This window comes from Parerythrobacter aurantius, from assembly GCF_045291475.1.
GTDB classification, from domain to species: Bacteria; Pseudomonadota; Alphaproteobacteria; order Sphingomonadales; family Sphingomonadaceae; genus Parerythrobacter; species Parerythrobacter aurantius.
Genome location: NZ_CP147985.1, coordinates 758583 through 774145 on the forward strand (window position 1 = coordinate 758583; position 15563 = coordinate 774145).

At 65.2% G+C, this 15563-nt stretch carries 16 protein-coding genes; 4 read left to right on the forward strand and 12 right to left on the reverse strand.

Annotated features, from left to right (window positions below; genetic code table 11):
* Positions 1-72 precede the first annotated feature (72 nt).
* From WAB17_RS03845 to WAB17_RS03855, 3 genes are all read left to right on the forward strand, one after another.
* Positions 73-1341 (forward strand): acetyl-CoA C-acetyltransferase, encoded by a 1269-nt coding sequence (locus WAB17_RS03845; RefSeq protein WP_435418710.1) that lies wholly within the window; start codon positions 73-75, stop codon positions 1339-1341.
* Between the two features lie 172 nt (positions 1342-1513).
* Positions 1514-2815, forward strand: a complete 1302-nt coding sequence (locus WAB17_RS03850; protein WP_435418711.1) for a FecR family protein — start codon at positions 1514-1516, stop codon at positions 2813-2815.
* 81 nt (positions 2816-2896) lie between these two features.
* Positions 2897-5038, forward strand: coding sequence for a CHASE2 domain-containing protein (locus WAB17_RS03855; protein WP_435418712.1), 2142 nt, complete (start codon positions 2897-2899; stop codon positions 5036-5038).
* Here WAB17_RS03855 and WAB17_RS03860 read toward each other — a convergent pair.
* Complete coding sequence (locus WAB17_RS03860) at positions 5035-5577, reverse strand: hypothetical protein (protein WP_435418713.1); 543 nt, start codon at positions 5575-5577, stop codon at positions 5035-5037. The genes WAB17_RS03855 and WAB17_RS03860 overlap by 4 nt on opposite strands.
* A 3-nt stretch (positions 5578-5580) precedes the next feature.
* Positions 5581-6279: a response regulator transcription factor gene (locus tag WAB17_RS03865; RefSeq protein WP_435418714.1), complete on the reverse strand. Its 699-nt coding sequence runs from the start codon at positions 6277-6279 to the stop codon at positions 5581-5583.
* A gap of 390 nt (positions 6280-6669) precedes the next feature.
* Here WAB17_RS03865 and WAB17_RS03870 point away from each other — a divergent pair, with 390 nt between their 5' ends.
* On the forward strand, positions 6670-7197 hold the full coding sequence (locus WAB17_RS03870; protein WP_435418715.1) for a c-type cytochrome: 528 nt from the start codon (positions 6670-6672) through the stop codon (positions 7195-7197).
* A gap of 70 nt (positions 7198-7267) precedes the next feature.
* On the opposite strand, the gene hemA is transcribed toward WAB17_RS03870, so the two are convergent.
* The 10 genes from hemA to bchL are packed head-to-tail and all read right to left on the reverse strand — an operon-like array spanning position 7268 to position 15557.
* On the reverse strand, positions 7268-8488 hold the full coding sequence (gene hemA / locus WAB17_RS03875; protein WP_435418716.1) for a 5-aminolevulinate synthase: 1221 nt from the start codon (positions 8486-8488) through the stop codon (positions 7268-7270).
* On the reverse strand, positions 8485-9288 hold the full coding sequence (gene puhE / locus WAB17_RS03880; protein ID WP_435418717.1) for a putative photosynthetic complex assembly protein PuhE: 804 nt from the start codon (positions 9286-9288) through the stop codon (positions 8485-8487). The genes hemA and puhE overlap by 4 nt, the downstream gene beginning before the upstream one ends.
* A complete protein-coding gene (acsF, locus tag WAB17_RS03885; protein ID WP_435418718.1) occupies positions 9282-10370 on the reverse strand; it encodes a magnesium-protoporphyrin IX monomethyl ester (oxidative) cyclase in 1089 nt (362 codons plus the stop codon). The genes puhE and acsF overlap by 7 nt, the downstream gene beginning before the upstream one ends.
* Positions 10367-10666, reverse strand: a complete 300-nt coding sequence (locus tag WAB17_RS03890; protein ID WP_435418719.1) for a hypothetical protein — start codon at positions 10664-10666, stop codon at positions 10367-10369. The genes acsF and WAB17_RS03890 overlap by 4 nt, the downstream gene beginning before the upstream one ends.
* Positions 10663-11139, reverse strand: coding sequence for a photosynthetic complex assembly protein PuhC (gene puhC / locus WAB17_RS03895; protein ID WP_435418720.1), 477 nt, complete (start codon positions 11137-11139; stop codon positions 10663-10665). Before puhC ends, WAB17_RS03890 begins: the two co-directional genes overlap by 4 nt.
* Positions 11136-11744: a photosynthetic complex putative assembly protein PuhB gene (gene puhB / locus WAB17_RS03900; RefSeq protein ID WP_435418721.1), complete on the reverse strand. Its 609-nt coding sequence runs from the start codon at positions 11742-11744 to the stop codon at positions 11136-11138. Before puhB ends, puhC begins: the two co-directional genes overlap by 4 nt.
* Complete coding sequence (gene puhA / locus WAB17_RS03905; protein ID WP_435418722.1) at positions 11741-12508, reverse strand: photosynthetic reaction center subunit H; 768 nt, start codon at positions 12506-12508, stop codon at positions 11741-11743. Before puhA ends, puhB begins: the two co-directional genes overlap by 4 nt.
* Before the next feature lie 27 nt (positions 12509-12535).
* Entirely contained in the window at positions 12536-13963 is a 1428-nt protein-coding gene (locus WAB17_RS03910; protein WP_435418723.1) for a BCD family MFS transporter, read from the reverse strand.
* Positions 13963-14667 carry a magnesium protoporphyrin IX methyltransferase gene (bchM, locus tag WAB17_RS03915; RefSeq protein WP_435419326.1) on the reverse strand — a complete coding sequence of 235 codons (705 nt, stop codon included), beginning with the start codon at positions 14665-14667 and terminating at the stop codon, positions 13963-13965. Before bchM ends, WAB17_RS03910 begins: the two co-directional genes overlap by 1 nt.
* A complete protein-coding gene (gene bchL / locus WAB17_RS03920; RefSeq protein ID WP_435418724.1) occupies positions 14667-15557 on the reverse strand; it encodes a ferredoxin:protochlorophyllide reductase (ATP-dependent) iron-sulfur ATP-binding protein in 891 nt (296 codons plus the stop codon). The genes bchM and bchL overlap by 1 nt, the downstream gene beginning before the upstream one ends.
* Positions 15558-15563: the final 6 nt, after the last annotated feature.

Here is a 15563-nt window from a genome sequence, read left to right on the forward strand (position 1 = left end):
GTGCTGGCCAAGCTTTACGGAAACGTCAACCGGACTCTTGGACCAGAGTCGAAAATTCCAAAGGAGAGGACCATGCCCGAAGCCTATATCGTAGACGCCTGCCGCACACCGCGCGGGATCGGCAAGGTCGGCAAGGGCGCGCTCGCCGGCGAACATCCGCAGCATCTCGCCGCCACCGTGCTGAAGGCCCTGAAGGAGCGCAACAACCTCGACACCAAGACTGTCGACGACGTGATCTGGTCGGTCAGTACGCAGGACGGCAAGCAGGCGGGCGACATGGGCCGCATGGCCGCGCTCGATGCCGGCTACGACATCACCAGCAGCGGCATGACGCTCGACCGGTTCTGCGGCGGCGGCATTACTTCGGTGAATCTCGCGGCAGCGCAGGTCATGTCGGGCATGGCCGATTGCGTCATTGCCGGCGGGACCGAGATGATGAGCCTTACCGCCGAGATGGCGAAGGCCAAGATGGCTGCCGGAATCGACGGCCCGCGCATGGGCAGCGGCAACGAGCGGCTGCAGGCCAAGCACCCGCAGAGCCACCAGGGCGTCTGCGGCGATGCGATCGCCAGCATGGAAGGTTTTACCCGCGAGGAGCTAGACCATGTCGGCTACCTCAGCCAGCAGCGTGCCGCGGTGGCGATCGAGGAAGGCCGCTTCGACAAGTCGGTGGTGCCCGTGGTGCATGACGATGGCACGGTGGTGCTCGACCGCGAGGAATTCCCGCGCCCGCAGACCACCATGGAAACGCTGGCCCAGCTGGAGCCCGCCTTCCCCAAACTCGCCGACATCCCCCTCGATGCCAAGGGCACAACCTTCCGCGGCCTCATCAACCAGAAATATCCCGATCTCGAGATCCAGCACTTCCACCATGCCGGCAACAGCTCGGGCGTGGTCGATGGCGCGGCGGGCGTGCTGGTGGCGAGTAAGGAGTACTGCGAGAAGCACGGCCTCAAGCCCCGCGCCCGCATCGTCGCGACCGCGAATATGGGCGACTGCCCGACGCTGATGCTCAACGCCCCGGTCCCCGCGGCCAAGCGTGTGCTCGACAAGGCCGGGATGACGATCGACGACATCGACCTGTTCGAAATCAACGAGGCCTTCGCCGTCGTCGCCGCCAAGTTCGTGCGCGACCTCGGGCTCGACTGGGACAAGGTCAATGTCAACGGCGGCGCGATCGCCCTGGGCCACCCGATCGGCGCGACCGGTTCGATGCTTATCGGCACCATGGTCGACGAGCTCGAACGGACCGGCAAGAAGACCGGCCTCGTCACCATGTGCGCCGCGGGCGGCATGGCCCCGGCGATCATCGTCGAGCGGGTGGACGGCTTCGTCGACTGACGAGGAAAGCGGCTAGGGTCCCTTACGCGGCCGCTGCTGCCATCGCTGCGTTGTAAAATCGTTTGGCACCTCTGGTTGCCGCACTCGCGGTGTGTAAAGGCTCCGGTGCTTGCCCTTGCCCTACATGTGCGCATGGCTCACTATGCGGGTCCGGCATGCGGGGAGGAGAACCATGCACGCACTGTTCCGCAGCTTGTCGTTCGTTCTGGCGCTGGTTGCCGGCGCCGCCGGATTGCCGGCACCTGCATTCGCCCAGGATGATGCGGGTTTCGAATACGAGGTCCGCCGTGGCGATACGCTTTACGGGCTGGCGGAAACCTATCTGCGTGACAAAGCGGCCGCCTTGCGGGTCCAGCGGCTCAACCGCATTGCCGATCCGCGACGGTTGCCGGTAGGCAAGGTTCTCGCCATCCCGCGGGAGCTTGTGCGCTATACACCGGTTGAGCTGCGGGTGGCAGGCTTCACCGGCCCGGTGGACGTCGCAGGAAGGGGCGCGCAGCCAGGCCTCGTCCTGGCTGAAGGGCAGACCGTTTCTACCGGCCGCGGCGGTTTCGTGAGCTTCAGGGCGACAGGCGGCGGCGAGATCGCGCTGCCATCCAACACCCGCGCCCGCCTCGTCACGGCCCGGCGCTATGTCCTCGGCGACCTGCTCGACGTGGATTTCGCGCTGCTCGGCGGCCGGGGCGAGGCCAAGGCACCCAAGTTGAAACGGGGCGAGCGCTTCCGCGTCAGGACGCCCACGACCGTCACGGCCGTTCGCGGTACCGAGTTTCGCGTTGCGTTCGACGAAGCAGATGCGCGAAGCCTCGCCGAAGTGGTCGAAGGCGAGGTCGCGGTCGGCGCAGGAAAGGACGAGCGGTCGACTGCAGCAGGCTTCGGCGTGGCCAGCACCGCCGCAGGCCTGGGTCCGACAGAGCGGCTCCTGCCGCCGCCCGCGCTGGTCGAGCCAGGCGCGGTCCAGACAGGCGAAACCCTGCTATTCGTTATTCGTCCGCAGGAAGCTGCAACTGGCTATCGCACACAGGTCGCCCGCGATGCCGGCTTTCTCGAAGTGGTCGCCGAACAGGTCGGACCGGGTACCGAGGTTGCCCTGCCGACGCTCGATAACGGGCGATACTTCGTCCGTGCCCGGGCAATATCCGCGAGCCAGCTGGAGGGACTGTCCGAAACCTTTTCGTTCCGCCGCAAGCGGCTCGGCGTGGCCGCCGCTGCCGAAGAGTCACCGCTTGCCGACGGATTCCTTTTCAAATGGCAGGCAGAGGGCGAGGGCGAAACCCTGTTCGCCTTCCGCCTGTGGCGCGAGGGGGATGCCGCCCGCCCGCTGGTCGACGAAACTGGTCTGCCCGAAACCGGCATTTCCCTGACGGGCCTCGAGCCCGGCACCTATCGCTGGCAGGTGGCGGCGATCCAGGCTGTCGAGGAAGGGCTGCTCAAGGTTTGGGGGCCGGACCAGAAACTCACGGTATCCGAATAGACACCTTACGTGGGACCAGCACCGCCCGCCGCCTTGCGCCTTCGCCTCGAATGGCTGCTGCTTTTGTCGTTGGCCCTAGGCATGGCGCTGGCGGGAAACCGCTATGAATGGCTCCCCCGGTTCGACAATCGCGTGCTCGACCTTGCGACATCGCTGGTCAGGCCCCCGCCCGACGAACGGATCGTGATCGTGGAGATCGACGACCGCGCGCTCCGCGAGATTGGCGCATGGCCCTGGCCGCGCTCGACCCATGCTAGGCTGCTCGATGCGATCGACAGCCTCGGTGCCCGGTTGATCGTGCTCGACGTGTTGTTCGTCGAACCCACTGCCGCCGCCGAGGATGCGGCCCTTGCTGCCGCCATGCGCCGGGCCGGGACGGTCATCCTGCCGCATGGTTTCGACAGAGTGCCCAATACGCTGGACAGCTATCGCCCGGTGCCGCCCCTGCCCGAACTCGCCGCCGCCGCGCGCGGAGTCGGTCACGCGGCTGCGCAACCGGACCTCGACGGGGTGCTGCGCCGCTTTGCCCTGACCCAAGAGGCCGGCGGGGAAGCGTTGCCGCATCTTTCGGTGAGGGCGCTGGCCGCCCTTGGCCGTCCGCTGCCCGATGGCCGGCACGGTTCCGCCATAGCGTCGCAGGCGCCCGTCATTCCCTTCCACCCGACCGGGTCCTTCGTCAGCATTTCGGCCGCAGACGTTATCGGCGGCCGCTTGCCGCGCGGACTGCTGCGCGGCAAGAGCGTCCTGGTCGGCGCGACAGCGGCAGGCCTTGGAGACCGTTACCCGGTCCCCGGCGATGGCATCGAACTGATGGCCGGGGTGGAAACCCAGGCCAACCTGATCTCTGCGCTTTCGGCGGGCAAGGTAATCTTCCCTGCCCCTGCGGTCGCCCAGCCCGTGGTCGCCTTCCTTTCCCTGCTGGCGCTGTATCTCGCGTTCTGGTTCCTGCCGCCACGCTACGGCTTGCTCTGCACGGCTGCACTGTCACTGGCCCTGTTCGCGCTGACGGTGCTGCTGGTGCCGCTTGCCGGTCGCTGGCTGCAGGTCGCCTCCATCCTCGCGGCGGTAACCATTTCCTATCCGCTGTGGAGCTGGCGGCGGCTTTCCGCAGTCAGCGCCTATCTCGATCGCGAGGCAGGGCGGATGGGGCCGCGCGACGCCCCCTCCGGCACGGGCGGCATGGACTACATCGCCCGGCAGGTCGCGCGGATGCGGCAACTGGTGCGCAATGTGGAGGATTCGCTCGCTTTCCTTCGCCAGCTGATCGAAGCGGCGCCCGATGCGATCGTCGTGCTCGACAGGGACGGAATGACCCGCATGGCCAATGCGCAGGCGAAAGCCTTGCTGCCCGTGTCGGACCGTGGCGAGGCGTGGGCGTTCGGCGAGCTGGTGTCTGCATCGGGCGCCAGCCTCGACAACAAGGCCGGCGAGCTCGCCACTGCCGACGGCCGCGTTTTCCTGCTGGCCGAGGCCATTTTCGGACAGGAAGGCGGCGGCCGGATCCTCGCGCTGCGCGAAGTGACCGACCTGCGCCGGCGCGAGGAGGAACGCAGGCAGATGCTCGAATTCCTGTCGCACGACATGCGCGCGCCACAGGCAGCCATCATCGGGCTGGTCCAGCAGGCAGGAAGCGAATTCAGGGGGGCGAAGACAGACGAGCCGCGAACCCTCGACAGGATCAGGCACCAGGCGGAACGCACGCTAAAGCTCGCCGACGATTTCGTACAGCTGGCAAGGCTCGAGGAGACACAGCCGGACCCGGTCGAAACGGACCTGGTCTCGCTTGCAGAAGAAGCCTGCGACCGGTTCTACGCCATAGCCAAGGGCAGGCGGGTCGAGATCCGGCAGCAATCACCGACAGAAGCTGTCTGGGCCATGGTCGATCCGCCGGTGATTGCCCGCGTGCTCGACAATTTGCTGAGCAATGCGATCAGGCATTCGCCGCCCGATGGGGTTGTGACCGTCGCCCTTGAAAGACGCGACGCCGACTTTGCAACAGTGACAGTGACAGATCGCGGGTCAGGCTTTGCGGCAGAGCGGTTGGCCGATCCGTTCGCGAGGTTCGGCCATCGCGGGGCCGGTGCCGGTCCCAGCGCGGGACTCGGCCTCGCCTTCGTCAAACGGGCCATCGAGGCCCATGGCGGCACAGTGGTCATCCTGTCGTCGCCCGGCGAAGGGGCCAGCGTCGCGGTTACCCTGCCAATGGCCCCTGCCGCGACCTAGCCGGCCATCCGCGCCAGAGCATCGTCGACCAAGGCTGCTGCGGCCGCCTCGATGTCTTCGGGCGCAAAGCTGCACGCTGTCTCTTCGCCTTCGCCCCGGTAGGCCATCGCCCCTGTTTGCCGGTCGAAGAGGACAAGCGTTGCCCGCATGCGTTGCGGACGGCATCCGTCGAGCAGGCGCTTGCGGCGAGGCTCGGCCTGCCAGACGACCGCGTTCACGTTCGTGGCGGCGATACTCGTCGTCGCCCCGCCCGAAGCATCGCGGACGGACAGCGCAACATCGGCGAGATAGCGCCCATCGGCCGCCACGCGCACAGAGCGTTCGGCAAGAACCTTCCCCAGCGCCGTCGTAAAGCGGCCCGCTTCGCTGCTGTCAGGAGGAACGACGGGCAAGGCAATGGCGACGTCGGCCGGCAGGCCGCGTCCACTGGATTGCACCGCCAGCGGTGTAGAAACACTGCATGCAGCCGTGACCGCAATGAGGATGACCAGCGGTGCTCGCGTCAGGAACCGGCCTTTACCGTGGGCCTGGCTCGGCATGTGTCATCCCTCCCGCACCGCTTCGAAATCGTCCATCCTGTAGCCGAAACCGAACACGGTTTGAATGGCATATCCGTTTTGCGGACGAAGCCCCAGCTTGGAGCGCACGCGCGAGACATGCATGTCGAGCGTCCGTGTCTCGAGGTCGGGCGACCCGTTCCAGATTTGCGCGAAGATGTAGTTGCGCGAAAGCGGCCGGTTGAGGTTGTCGAACAGCAATTCGGCTAACCGGAATTCCTTGGCCGTCAGCTTCACCGGCTCACCGTCGCACTCGATAAGCTCCTGCAACCGGTCGATGCGATACCGCCCGAACTGGGTGAAGCGCGGCTTTTCCTTGGCCCGGATCCGGCGGGTTGCCGCCTCGATCCGTGCGATGATCACCTCGCTGGCTTCCGGCTTGACGATGTAATCGATTGCGCCCCCTTCCAGGCCGCGGACGATATCGGCCTTGTCCGCCCTGCTGGTCAGAAGGATCATGGCCGGGGGCGGCGAGAGATTGGCCATCGCCCAGGTAACGATTTCCAGCCCCGATGCGCCCGGCATGTTCCAGTCGACCAGGGCAATGTCGAATGTATCCCGCTTCAATGCAGTCAGCAGATCGTTACCGTTACGAAAGCGATCGAAACTGTAGTCAGCGGCCTGAAGCACGGTCGAGAGCTGTTCCAGCAGCTCGGGATCGTCGTCCGCTATTGCAATGCGCATGTGCCGTCCTCTCGCATGTCGATGCATGCCACGCCCGACTTCATTCAGAAATGTAACGGTACACGCCAATAATGGAAGCGACGAGCGGCCCAATCTGGCTCGATTTTACAATCTTTTACTAATTAGAACAGTGTGTTGATAAGCAATTCGGGTGCATGCGTCGGCAAGGGATCTTGCACGTATCGTGTCGCAATGGCCTAGTGTGGGACCACGATCACGGAAGATTTCCAGTTCGAACGGAGACGCGTCAGGAACATCCTGCTTTCACGTGCATTACGGGATCGGGCGGAGAACCGGGACGAAGGACCCTATTACTTTTTGCCCGTAGTATGCTAGGAGTGTCTCGAGGGTTCGAGTAAACGGTCCCCGTGGATCTGAGAGGGAGTTTGTATGAGCAAAATCAAGGCTTTTGCAGCAGCGGCAAGCTTGTCTGTCCTGGTTGCAGCGTGCTCCGGCGGAGAGTCGGAACCGGCTGAACCCGCAGCAACGGAAACGCCCGCAGCAGCAGCCACTCCGGCAGCGGCAGAAACGCCCGCAGCCGCAGAAACCCCTGCCGCGGCACCTGCTGCGGGCGGCATGGCAACCAAGGATGGCGTCGCCTACGCCAGCCTCACCGGCAATGCCGCTGCAGGCAAGGTCGTTTTCGCCGCATGCCAGACCTGCCACTCCGTCAAGGCTGGAGAAAACAAGACCGGCCCGTCGCTGGCCGGTATCGTGGGTCGTCCGGCCGGTTCGGTCGCTGGCTATAACTATTCGCCCGCGAACAAGAACAGCGGCCTGACCTGGACCGAAGAGCAGCTTTACGTCTACCTCGAAGATCCGAAGAAGGTCGTGCCCGGGACCAAGATGATTTTCCCGGGCCTTCCGGATGCGCAGAAGCGTGCCGACGTGATTGCCTATCTCAAGAACCCGGCCTGATCCGCGTTCTCTGGAAAAAGAAAAGGGGCCGGTTTCCCGGCCCCTTTTTGTTGGTCCAGTGGCGAGGCTATCAGGCGGCCAGCTCGCGCCGGGCTAGTTCGCAGCGCGACCATATCTCGCTCAACGCATCGAGGAGCCGGTCGATATCGCCATCGGTGTGGACCGGTGACGGGGTAACCCGCAACCGCTCGGTCCCGCGCGGAACCGTGGGATAATTGATCGGCTGCACGTAGATGCCGTGATGCTCCATCAGCCAGTCGCTGATGAATTTGCACTTGTGCGGGTCGCCCACCATCACCGGGATGATGTGGCTGGGATTGGGCAGGTGCGGAATGCCCATCCGGTCGAGCGCGCCGCGCACCTTGGCCACGCGTTCCTGCTGCATCTCGCGCTCGGCACTGCTTTCCTTGAGATGCCTGATGCTGGCGCAGGCCCCGGCGGCAACGGCAGGCGGCAAGGCGGTCGAGAAGATGAAGCCGCTGGCGAAAGTGCGGACGAAATCGCAAAGGTCACGGCTCGCGGCGATATAGCCGCCCATCACGCCGAAGGCCTTGCCCAGCGTGCCTTCGATCACGGTGATGCGGTCCATCAGCCCTTCGCGTTCGGCAACCCCGCCGCCACGCGGGCCGTAAAGGCCGACGGCATGCACCTCGTCGATGTAGCTCATCGCATTGTGCGCTTCGCAGACGTCGAGGATCTCGGCGATCGGCGCGATGTCGCCGTCCATCGAATAGACGCTTTCGAAGGCGACAAGCTTGGGCCGGTCAGGGTCGAGCGTCGCCAGCTTGCGGTCGAGGTCCTCGGGCGAGTTGTGTTCGAAGATCATGCGCGGTGCCTTGGAATGGCGGATACCCTCGATCATCGAGGCATGGTTGAGTGCGTCGGAAAGGATCACGCAGTCAGGGATCATTGCCCCCAACGTGCCCAGCGCCGCCCAGTTCGAAACATAGCCCGAAGTAAACAGCAGCGCGTCTTCCTTGCCGTGCAAATCGGCCAATTCCGCCTCGAGCAGCACGTGATGGTGGTTGGTGCCGGAGATATTGCGCGTACCGCCTGCACCCGCACCGCATTCATCGAGCACCTTGTGCATCGCGCCGAGCACCTTGGGATGCTGGCCCATGCCAAGGTAGTCGTTCGAGCACCACACGGTTACGTCGGTGGTCGTCCCGTCGACATAGCGGGTCGCCTGCGGGAAACTGCCCGCCTTGCGCTCGATCTCGGTGAAGACGCGGTAGCGCCCCTCTTCGCGGACCGCGTCCAGCTGTCCTGCAAAAAATGCTTCGTAGTTCATGCTTTGCCCTCACCCTCATGAATTTTGCCCGGTTCCGCGCGCGCCTCGAGCGCCCATTGCCAGAGGGCGGAATCGCGGAACGGAATGGCCAGAAAAATATGTTCGAGCGCGGCCAGCAGGCACAGGCCGCCCAGCAGAGCGCCTTGCGCCGTTCCCGCCGGCGTCGGCGAGACAAAAGCCGCGCGCGCAAACCACAGCCCGAAACCGAGGATGGCGAGCGTGCTCAACAGCAGGGCCGGATGCAGGCTGCGCGGTCCGAAGTAGCTCTTGAGATAGTCGAGATGGCGGGGCAGCAGTTCGTCGCTCATGTTGGGCACACCGCGGTAGATGTTGAGCTTGGACGAAAGCCGGAAGACCAGCAGCAGCGCAAAGGTGAGCGCGCCGGTGGCGTTGTGCGTGAACGCCGCGAGCGAGAGCAGCAAACCCGCCGTCATCGCCAGCGCCACTTCGTGATGGATCAGCGCCATTGTCGCAAGAGAGAACCGCTCCCACCCCCTCGCACCGCGCGGACAGGGCTCGCGGTGGACCCCGGCGACGGCACCGGTGAGGAAACTGATCTCGTGCCAGCTCCAGATCAGCAGCCCGCCGAGAAAACTGCTATAGACCGCCCATACGGCCTGTGACGTGCTGCTCAGCACCACGAGTGCCAGGCCACCGAGCGCGCAGGCCCCCGCAATCACCAGCGCGCGCCCGAAGGACTGGCGGAACCGGTGGTTGAGCATGGCGACAAGGCCCGTGCTCACGAACCACAGCGCCGTTACCACCGCGAAGGGAACCAGGAGGCCGCCCTCACCTACCACGCAGGCTGCATCCTGACAGTGGCGGGGAGTTCGTTACGCTTTGGCCGCATTAGGAACATCCGGGCAAAGGCCATGCCGGCCCTTGCCGTATTGCCGAACCGCGCGATCCGGCCGCCGATCCCGCCGCGCGCCTTGGCGTCCTCGATCTCGTCCGAGGCGAGGCGCAAGTCCTCCATCGCCCGGCGGAAACGCGGATCGTCCGTGTCGAGTTCGACCGGGAAGACCTGGCGGCTGATCTCGGTGCAGATCGAGAAGACCTTGTAGCCATATTCGGCCGGATGCACGCCCAGCGCCTTGTGGAATTCGGGCCGGTTGTGGTCGCGCACATACATGGTGGCGTAGACCGACAGCAGGAAGAAGCGGATCCACAGCTTGTTGAGACCCTGCAGCAGCTTTGGATCGGCCCGCATCAGCAGCGCGAAGGCCTCGCCATGGCGGAACTCGTCGTTGCACCAGTCGTGGAACCAGTCGAAGATCGGGTGGAACTTGTTCTCAGGCCGCTTTCCAAGCTCGCGGTAGATGGTGATGTAGCGCGCGTAACCGATCTTCTCCGACAGGTAGACCGCGTAGAAAATGAACTTCGGTTTGAAGAAGGTGTATTTCTTCGCCTTGGTCAGGAAGCTGAGATCGATCCCGATACCGGCCCCTTTCAGCGTTTCGTTGATGAAGCCGGCGTGGCGACTCTCGTCGCGGGCGAGCAGCTTGAACAACCGTTTCATGTCGGGGTTCTTCGTCCTCCGGGCGATCTCGGCATAGAGGATGCAGCCGGAAAATTCCGACGTCAGCGAACTGGCGAGGAAATCGATGAACTCCTTGCGCAGTTCGGGCTCGAGCCCTTCGATAACGCCGTCGAACTCTGCGGTTTTCTTGAAATGGCGTTTGTTGGGATCGCCTTCCATCTCGGTCATCAGCGATTCCCACTCGGCCCGCACCGGGGACACATCCAGACGGTCCATCGCGTCGAAGTCGGTCGTGTAGAAGCGCGGCGCGAGCACCGTGTCCTGCGTCGCGATCGCCATGGTGTCGGGCGTATCGTCCCCTGCAAAATGCGGCGCGGCGGTCACCTTGGTGTGGGCGTTCATCTGAGCCTCCCGGGATTGAAGCTGACTTCGTAAAGTTCGCCGAGCTCGAAATAGCTGGCGAGCTTGGTCCACGCGCGGCGCAGCGGCGCGGCGCGGCGGACCGTGGCGGTGCGCTCGAAACTGAGCTTTTCGCCGAAACCGACGGTGACCGGCGCACCGTGCACCAACACTTGGTCGCCGGGATAGATCGGGACATCGCCGTCGAGCTTCACATGGGCGTGGAAATGCTCGGGGCTCTGCTCGATCTCGATCCGGCAGCCGGTGTCGAAGGCCTCTGCGTAGAACATCCCGATCATCGGCCCGCCCCTTCCAGCAAGGCAGCGAAGGCGGCGCTGTGGTCTGCACCGTAACCGTTCAACTCCGCGCTCTCGCCCGTCACGGGATCCGAGAGCGACAGCGCGCCATTGCTCCAGCGGGTCAGCAGGAAAGGCGCTTCCGCCCCGATACCCTCGCGGGCGCGCTGCTTGGCGAGCCGCCGCAGGGTGACGCGGGTGAACCCTTCCTTGCCGTATCCGATGACCTTGACCAGCGCGCCCGTATCGGCGTCCGTCACCATGACTGACCCGTCACTGCCGTCGGCAAACAGCAGGTTTCGCTGGGCCGAAGGAGTCACTCCCGCCGCGCTGCGCGACATCTCGGGATTCGCGGAAGGCGCGACAAGGCCCCACGAGACCGCGCCGGTCAGCGCAAGGACGCAAGCCAGCATCGCCGCCGCTGCAACAAGCGCTTCTTTGGGCACGATCGGATCGTGGTGGTGGGCATGGCTCATGCCGGCACGCCTTCCAGCACCGGCGGCATCGCGGCAGCGTCTCTACGCCCTACCGGCTGCACCAGTCGCACAGCATCGAACAGCTGGTGCGCCACCGCCTCGGCATCCGGGATGGCGCGCAGCATCGGTTGCGGGCGAACAAGCCGCAAGGAACGGACATGGGGCCAGAGCATGACATAGCCGAGCCTCGGCATGCCCTTGAGGTGGAGGACGATGCTTCCTGCACCCTTTCCAAGCAGCTTCAGGTCGGCGCTTTCGATCTCCGACAGCGGGATGTTGATGCACTTGTTGAGCGCAACCCCGATACGCAGGACGATCCGCCGGTCAGTCAGCGTGTAGACCGTGGTCCGGTGAACGCCGTAGAGGAACAGCGCCGCGAGAGCGAGCACAAGCAGTGCCAGCCCTCCGGTTGCCGCCGCCGTCGCACGGTCGCCTTCGGCCAGCGTCCACACGGTAAGACCGGCGAAATAGACCGCGACGAGACGGACGTGCAGCGCCGAAAGCAGCAGGTCGGCGAAGCTCGGCGCACCCTGCCACAGTATCTGCTCTCCCGGGGGGAGGTCGCCCGGCAACCCCCGCACCGGTTCGTGGTCGTACTCGCTCATATCAGCGGCTCCTGCCGGGCACGATTGGCGTAGAGGTAGCCGCCGCCGAAATAGGCGACGATCCGCTCTTCCTCATAAAGGGTGATCGCATCCGCAGCTTCTGGGACGGGCGCAGCCGCGAACTGGCCGGCGTTGATTGCATCGATAACGACGGTGCCGGCTTTGCCGCGGACCTTGGCCATGCCCATGGGCGCGAGGACCTTGCGCGCACCCGTATCCACCTCGAGATAGCGGACCTGGTGCTCTGCCCGGTCGACCCAGAGGTCGGTCACCGTCCCGGCCTTGGCGCCATCGGCCCCGATGACGGTCATGCCGCGCGGATCGGCATCGCGCCGGTGCACTGTCACGCCCGCCGCGAGCGCGATGGGGACGATGCGGTTGCGCCCTTCCCCGTCGAGATCGGTGTGCTTTGCGCGGTCCGCCCATGCCGCCGGCCCGAGTCCGTCCTCGAGCGGGTTGCCGGTCGGGTAGTACGGCGCCCCGGCGGAACGGAATGTGCGCTTGCCCGCCACATCGACTTTCTCGCGGCCCTTGGTCGGGGTTGTCACCGTTCCGCGCCCGTAGGGCATGAGGAAAGTCTTGGTATCGTCGCTGTGGAGGATGCCTCCGGGCGTATCGACGCGGCCGGTCACCTCGTCTTCCAGCGGATATCCCTCGCGCCGGTCCTCGCGGCGGAGGTAGAACAGCAGCACCAGGAAAAAGGCCGCGAACAGGACCATGGCGATGGCCGCCAGGTCGTACTGGACTATGTTGAAATCCTTCATCTCAACTCTCCTTTGTCGTTCCGGCCGTCAGGTCGGGAATTCGGTCACCGCGAAGCGCGCGGCGGCCCCTGTGTTGTCGGGATCCGCAGGATTCCGGAGCCGCCCGACGACCGGCCCGAGAACAATCAAAGTTAGTACCAGCAACGCGATCTCCAGCGCGTAGACCATGCCGTAGCCCGCGGCGCGATCGGCCAGCGTGGCGACTTCATGAAAGCGGCTGCCGACAGCATCGCGGATGATGCCGCCGAGCGCGATGCCCAGCCCGGCGGAGCTCGCCTGCACCGCGCCCCACGCGCCGAGCGCCATCCCGGCAGCGCCTTCGCGTGCAAGGCCCATGGCCGCGATCATGGTCCCGACCGAAAACAGCCCGGTCCCGAAACCGATCATCGTCGCCCCGCCGAACAGCAGGACGGGCGAGACCAGTGGCGCTGCAAACAGGGTCATGAGGAAGGCGGCGATGCCCACCGCAACGCCGTAACCGGCCAGGCGCAGCGGGTCCGCCCCGGCCTGCATCCGGTGGGCGCACAGCCCGAAGGCGACCAGTGCGCCGAGCGCCCAGGCCCCGGTCAGGCTGGTGGTCGAACCCACCGACAGGTCGAGGATTTCGCCGCCATAGGGTTCGAGCAGCGCGTCCTGCATGGCGAAGGCCATCGCCCCGAAACCGATCGCGACCAGCAGCCGCATGGCATGGGGCTGGCCGGTAAAGCCGCGCCATTGTTCGGCGAAACCGGCATGCTGGACATTCCCGCCGGTCAGCGCCGAATTGCGCGCTTCCTGCTTCCACAGCGCGGCGATGTTGAGCAGCATGGTCAGGCCCGCCGCACCCTGAATGACCTGGATCAGCCGCGTGTGGCTGTAATTGCCGAGCAGCTGCCCCACGCTCAGTGCGGCGAGCATCATGCCGGCCAGCAGCATGACATAGAGCAACGCCACCACCGCCGGGCGCTTGTCTTCCGGCGAAAGATCGGTTGCGAGCGCGAGCCCGGCGGTCTGCACCACATGCATCCCCCCGCCGGCGAACAGGAAAGCAGCGATCGCAGCGACGATGCCAAGGACAAAGGTATCCTCGCGGCTCAGCAGCACCAGCGCGAAAGGCATGATGGCGAGTCCGCCGAACTGCGCCATCGTGCCGAACCAGATATAGGGTACCCGCCGCCACCCGAGGATCGACCTGTGGGTATCGCTCTTGTGCCCGATCAGCGCACGAAAAGGTGCCGCGACCAGTGGCAGCGCGATCAGCAGCGCGATGATCCAGCTCGGCGTACCCAGCTCGACGATCATGACCCGGTTGAGTGTGCCATTGAGCAGGACCGCCGCCAGCCCCACGCTGACCTGGAACAGCGCCAGCCGCAGGATCCGCGACAGGGGCAGGTTGTCGCTGGCCGCATCCGCAAACGGCAGCCAGGATGTCGCCACCCGGGTCCATGTTGCAGCAAGGCGGTCAGCGTCTGCCATCAGCGTTTCACCAGCTCCAACGCCTGCGAGGTGTAAAAGCCGCTCGAGATTCGCATCGTTCGTCCGACCTTCCAGCCCGCGAGCCTTGTTAGGCGGCGGCGCAGGTCGCGCTCGGCGATCGGGACGATGGCGGGCGAACGGTTGCCGCGCGGGAACAGCTTGCCGACGCCGTGCATCGCGCCGAGCAGCGGTGTGTGCGGTGCGAAGGTGAACAGGATCGACCCGCTGCAGCGCGTGGTCAGTTGTTCGAGCGTGTCGACCAGGTCCTCGGCGCGGTAGTGGATCAGAGAGTCCATCGCCACGACGTGTTCGAACGTGCCCAGCGAGGGATCGAGCATGTCGCCGACGTGCCAGTCGATCCTGCCGTGACCGAGGAAGCCCGGCGCGCGGGCTTGCGCGATCTCGACCAGCCCCCCGGCGATATCGATGCCGGTGACTTCCGCCCCCAGGCAGGCGACATCGACGCTCAGCGACCCGGTGCCGCAGCCGGCATCGAGCACGCGCTTGCGGCGCAAGTCCACCGGCAGCCATCCGACCAGCGTGCTACGCATCCGGTCGCGCCCGGCGCGGACGGTAGCCCGGATGCCGCTGACCTTGGCGTCGGATGTCAGGTCGATCCATGCCTTGCGTGCGGTGCCGTCAAAATAGGCGGCCAGCTTTTCGCGCTGGGCGTCGTAGCGGGAGGGGGCGAGCTGTGTGGCCATCATTCGAACCCCAGGAAGTCGAAGATATCGCGGTCCTTCATCGGCTGCGCATCGAGCGGTTCGACCCCGGCCCATAGCTGGCGGGCGAGGTTCATGTATTCCTCGCGCGCCGCCTCGACCTCGGGGCTGTCGTCCATTTCGAACAGTGTGCACTTCTTCAGCCGGCTGCGGCGGATCGCATCGAGATCCTTGAAATGCGCCAGCCGTTTCATCCCGATGGCGTCGGAGAAGCGGTCGATCTCGTCGGTCTGGGCCGAACGGTTGGCGACCACGCCAGCCAGCTTGACGTTATAGTTCTTGGCCTTGGCGTTGATGGCGGCGACGATCCGGTTCATCGCGAAGATGCTGTCGAAATCGTTGGCCGCGACAACGATGGCGTTGTCGGCATGCTGCAGCGGCGCGGCGAAGCCGCCGCACACCACGTCACCCAGCACGTCGAAGATGACCACATCGGTGTCTTCCAGCAGGTGATGCTGCTTCAGCAATTTGACCGTCTGCCCGACGACATAGCCGCCGCAGCCGGTGCCCGCCGGCGGGCCGCCCGCCTCGACGCACATCACCCCGTTGTAGCCTTCGAACATGAAGTCTTCGGTGCGCAGTTCCTCGGCATGGAAATCGACCTGCTCGAGCACGTCGATCACGGTCGGCATCATCTTCTTGGTCAGGGTGAAGGTGCTGTCGTGCTTTGGATCGCAACCGATCTGCAGCACCCGGTGCCCCAGGCGGGAAAAAGCGGCGGAAAGGTTCGACGAGGTGGTCGATTTGCCGATCCCGCCCTTGCCGTAGATCGCGAAGACCTTGGCGCCCTTGATCTCGTCGGCCGGATCGAGCGCGACCTGGACGCTGCCTTCGCCGTCCGGCCGGGCGTCTTTGCCATCGAGTAGCGTCATAGCGTC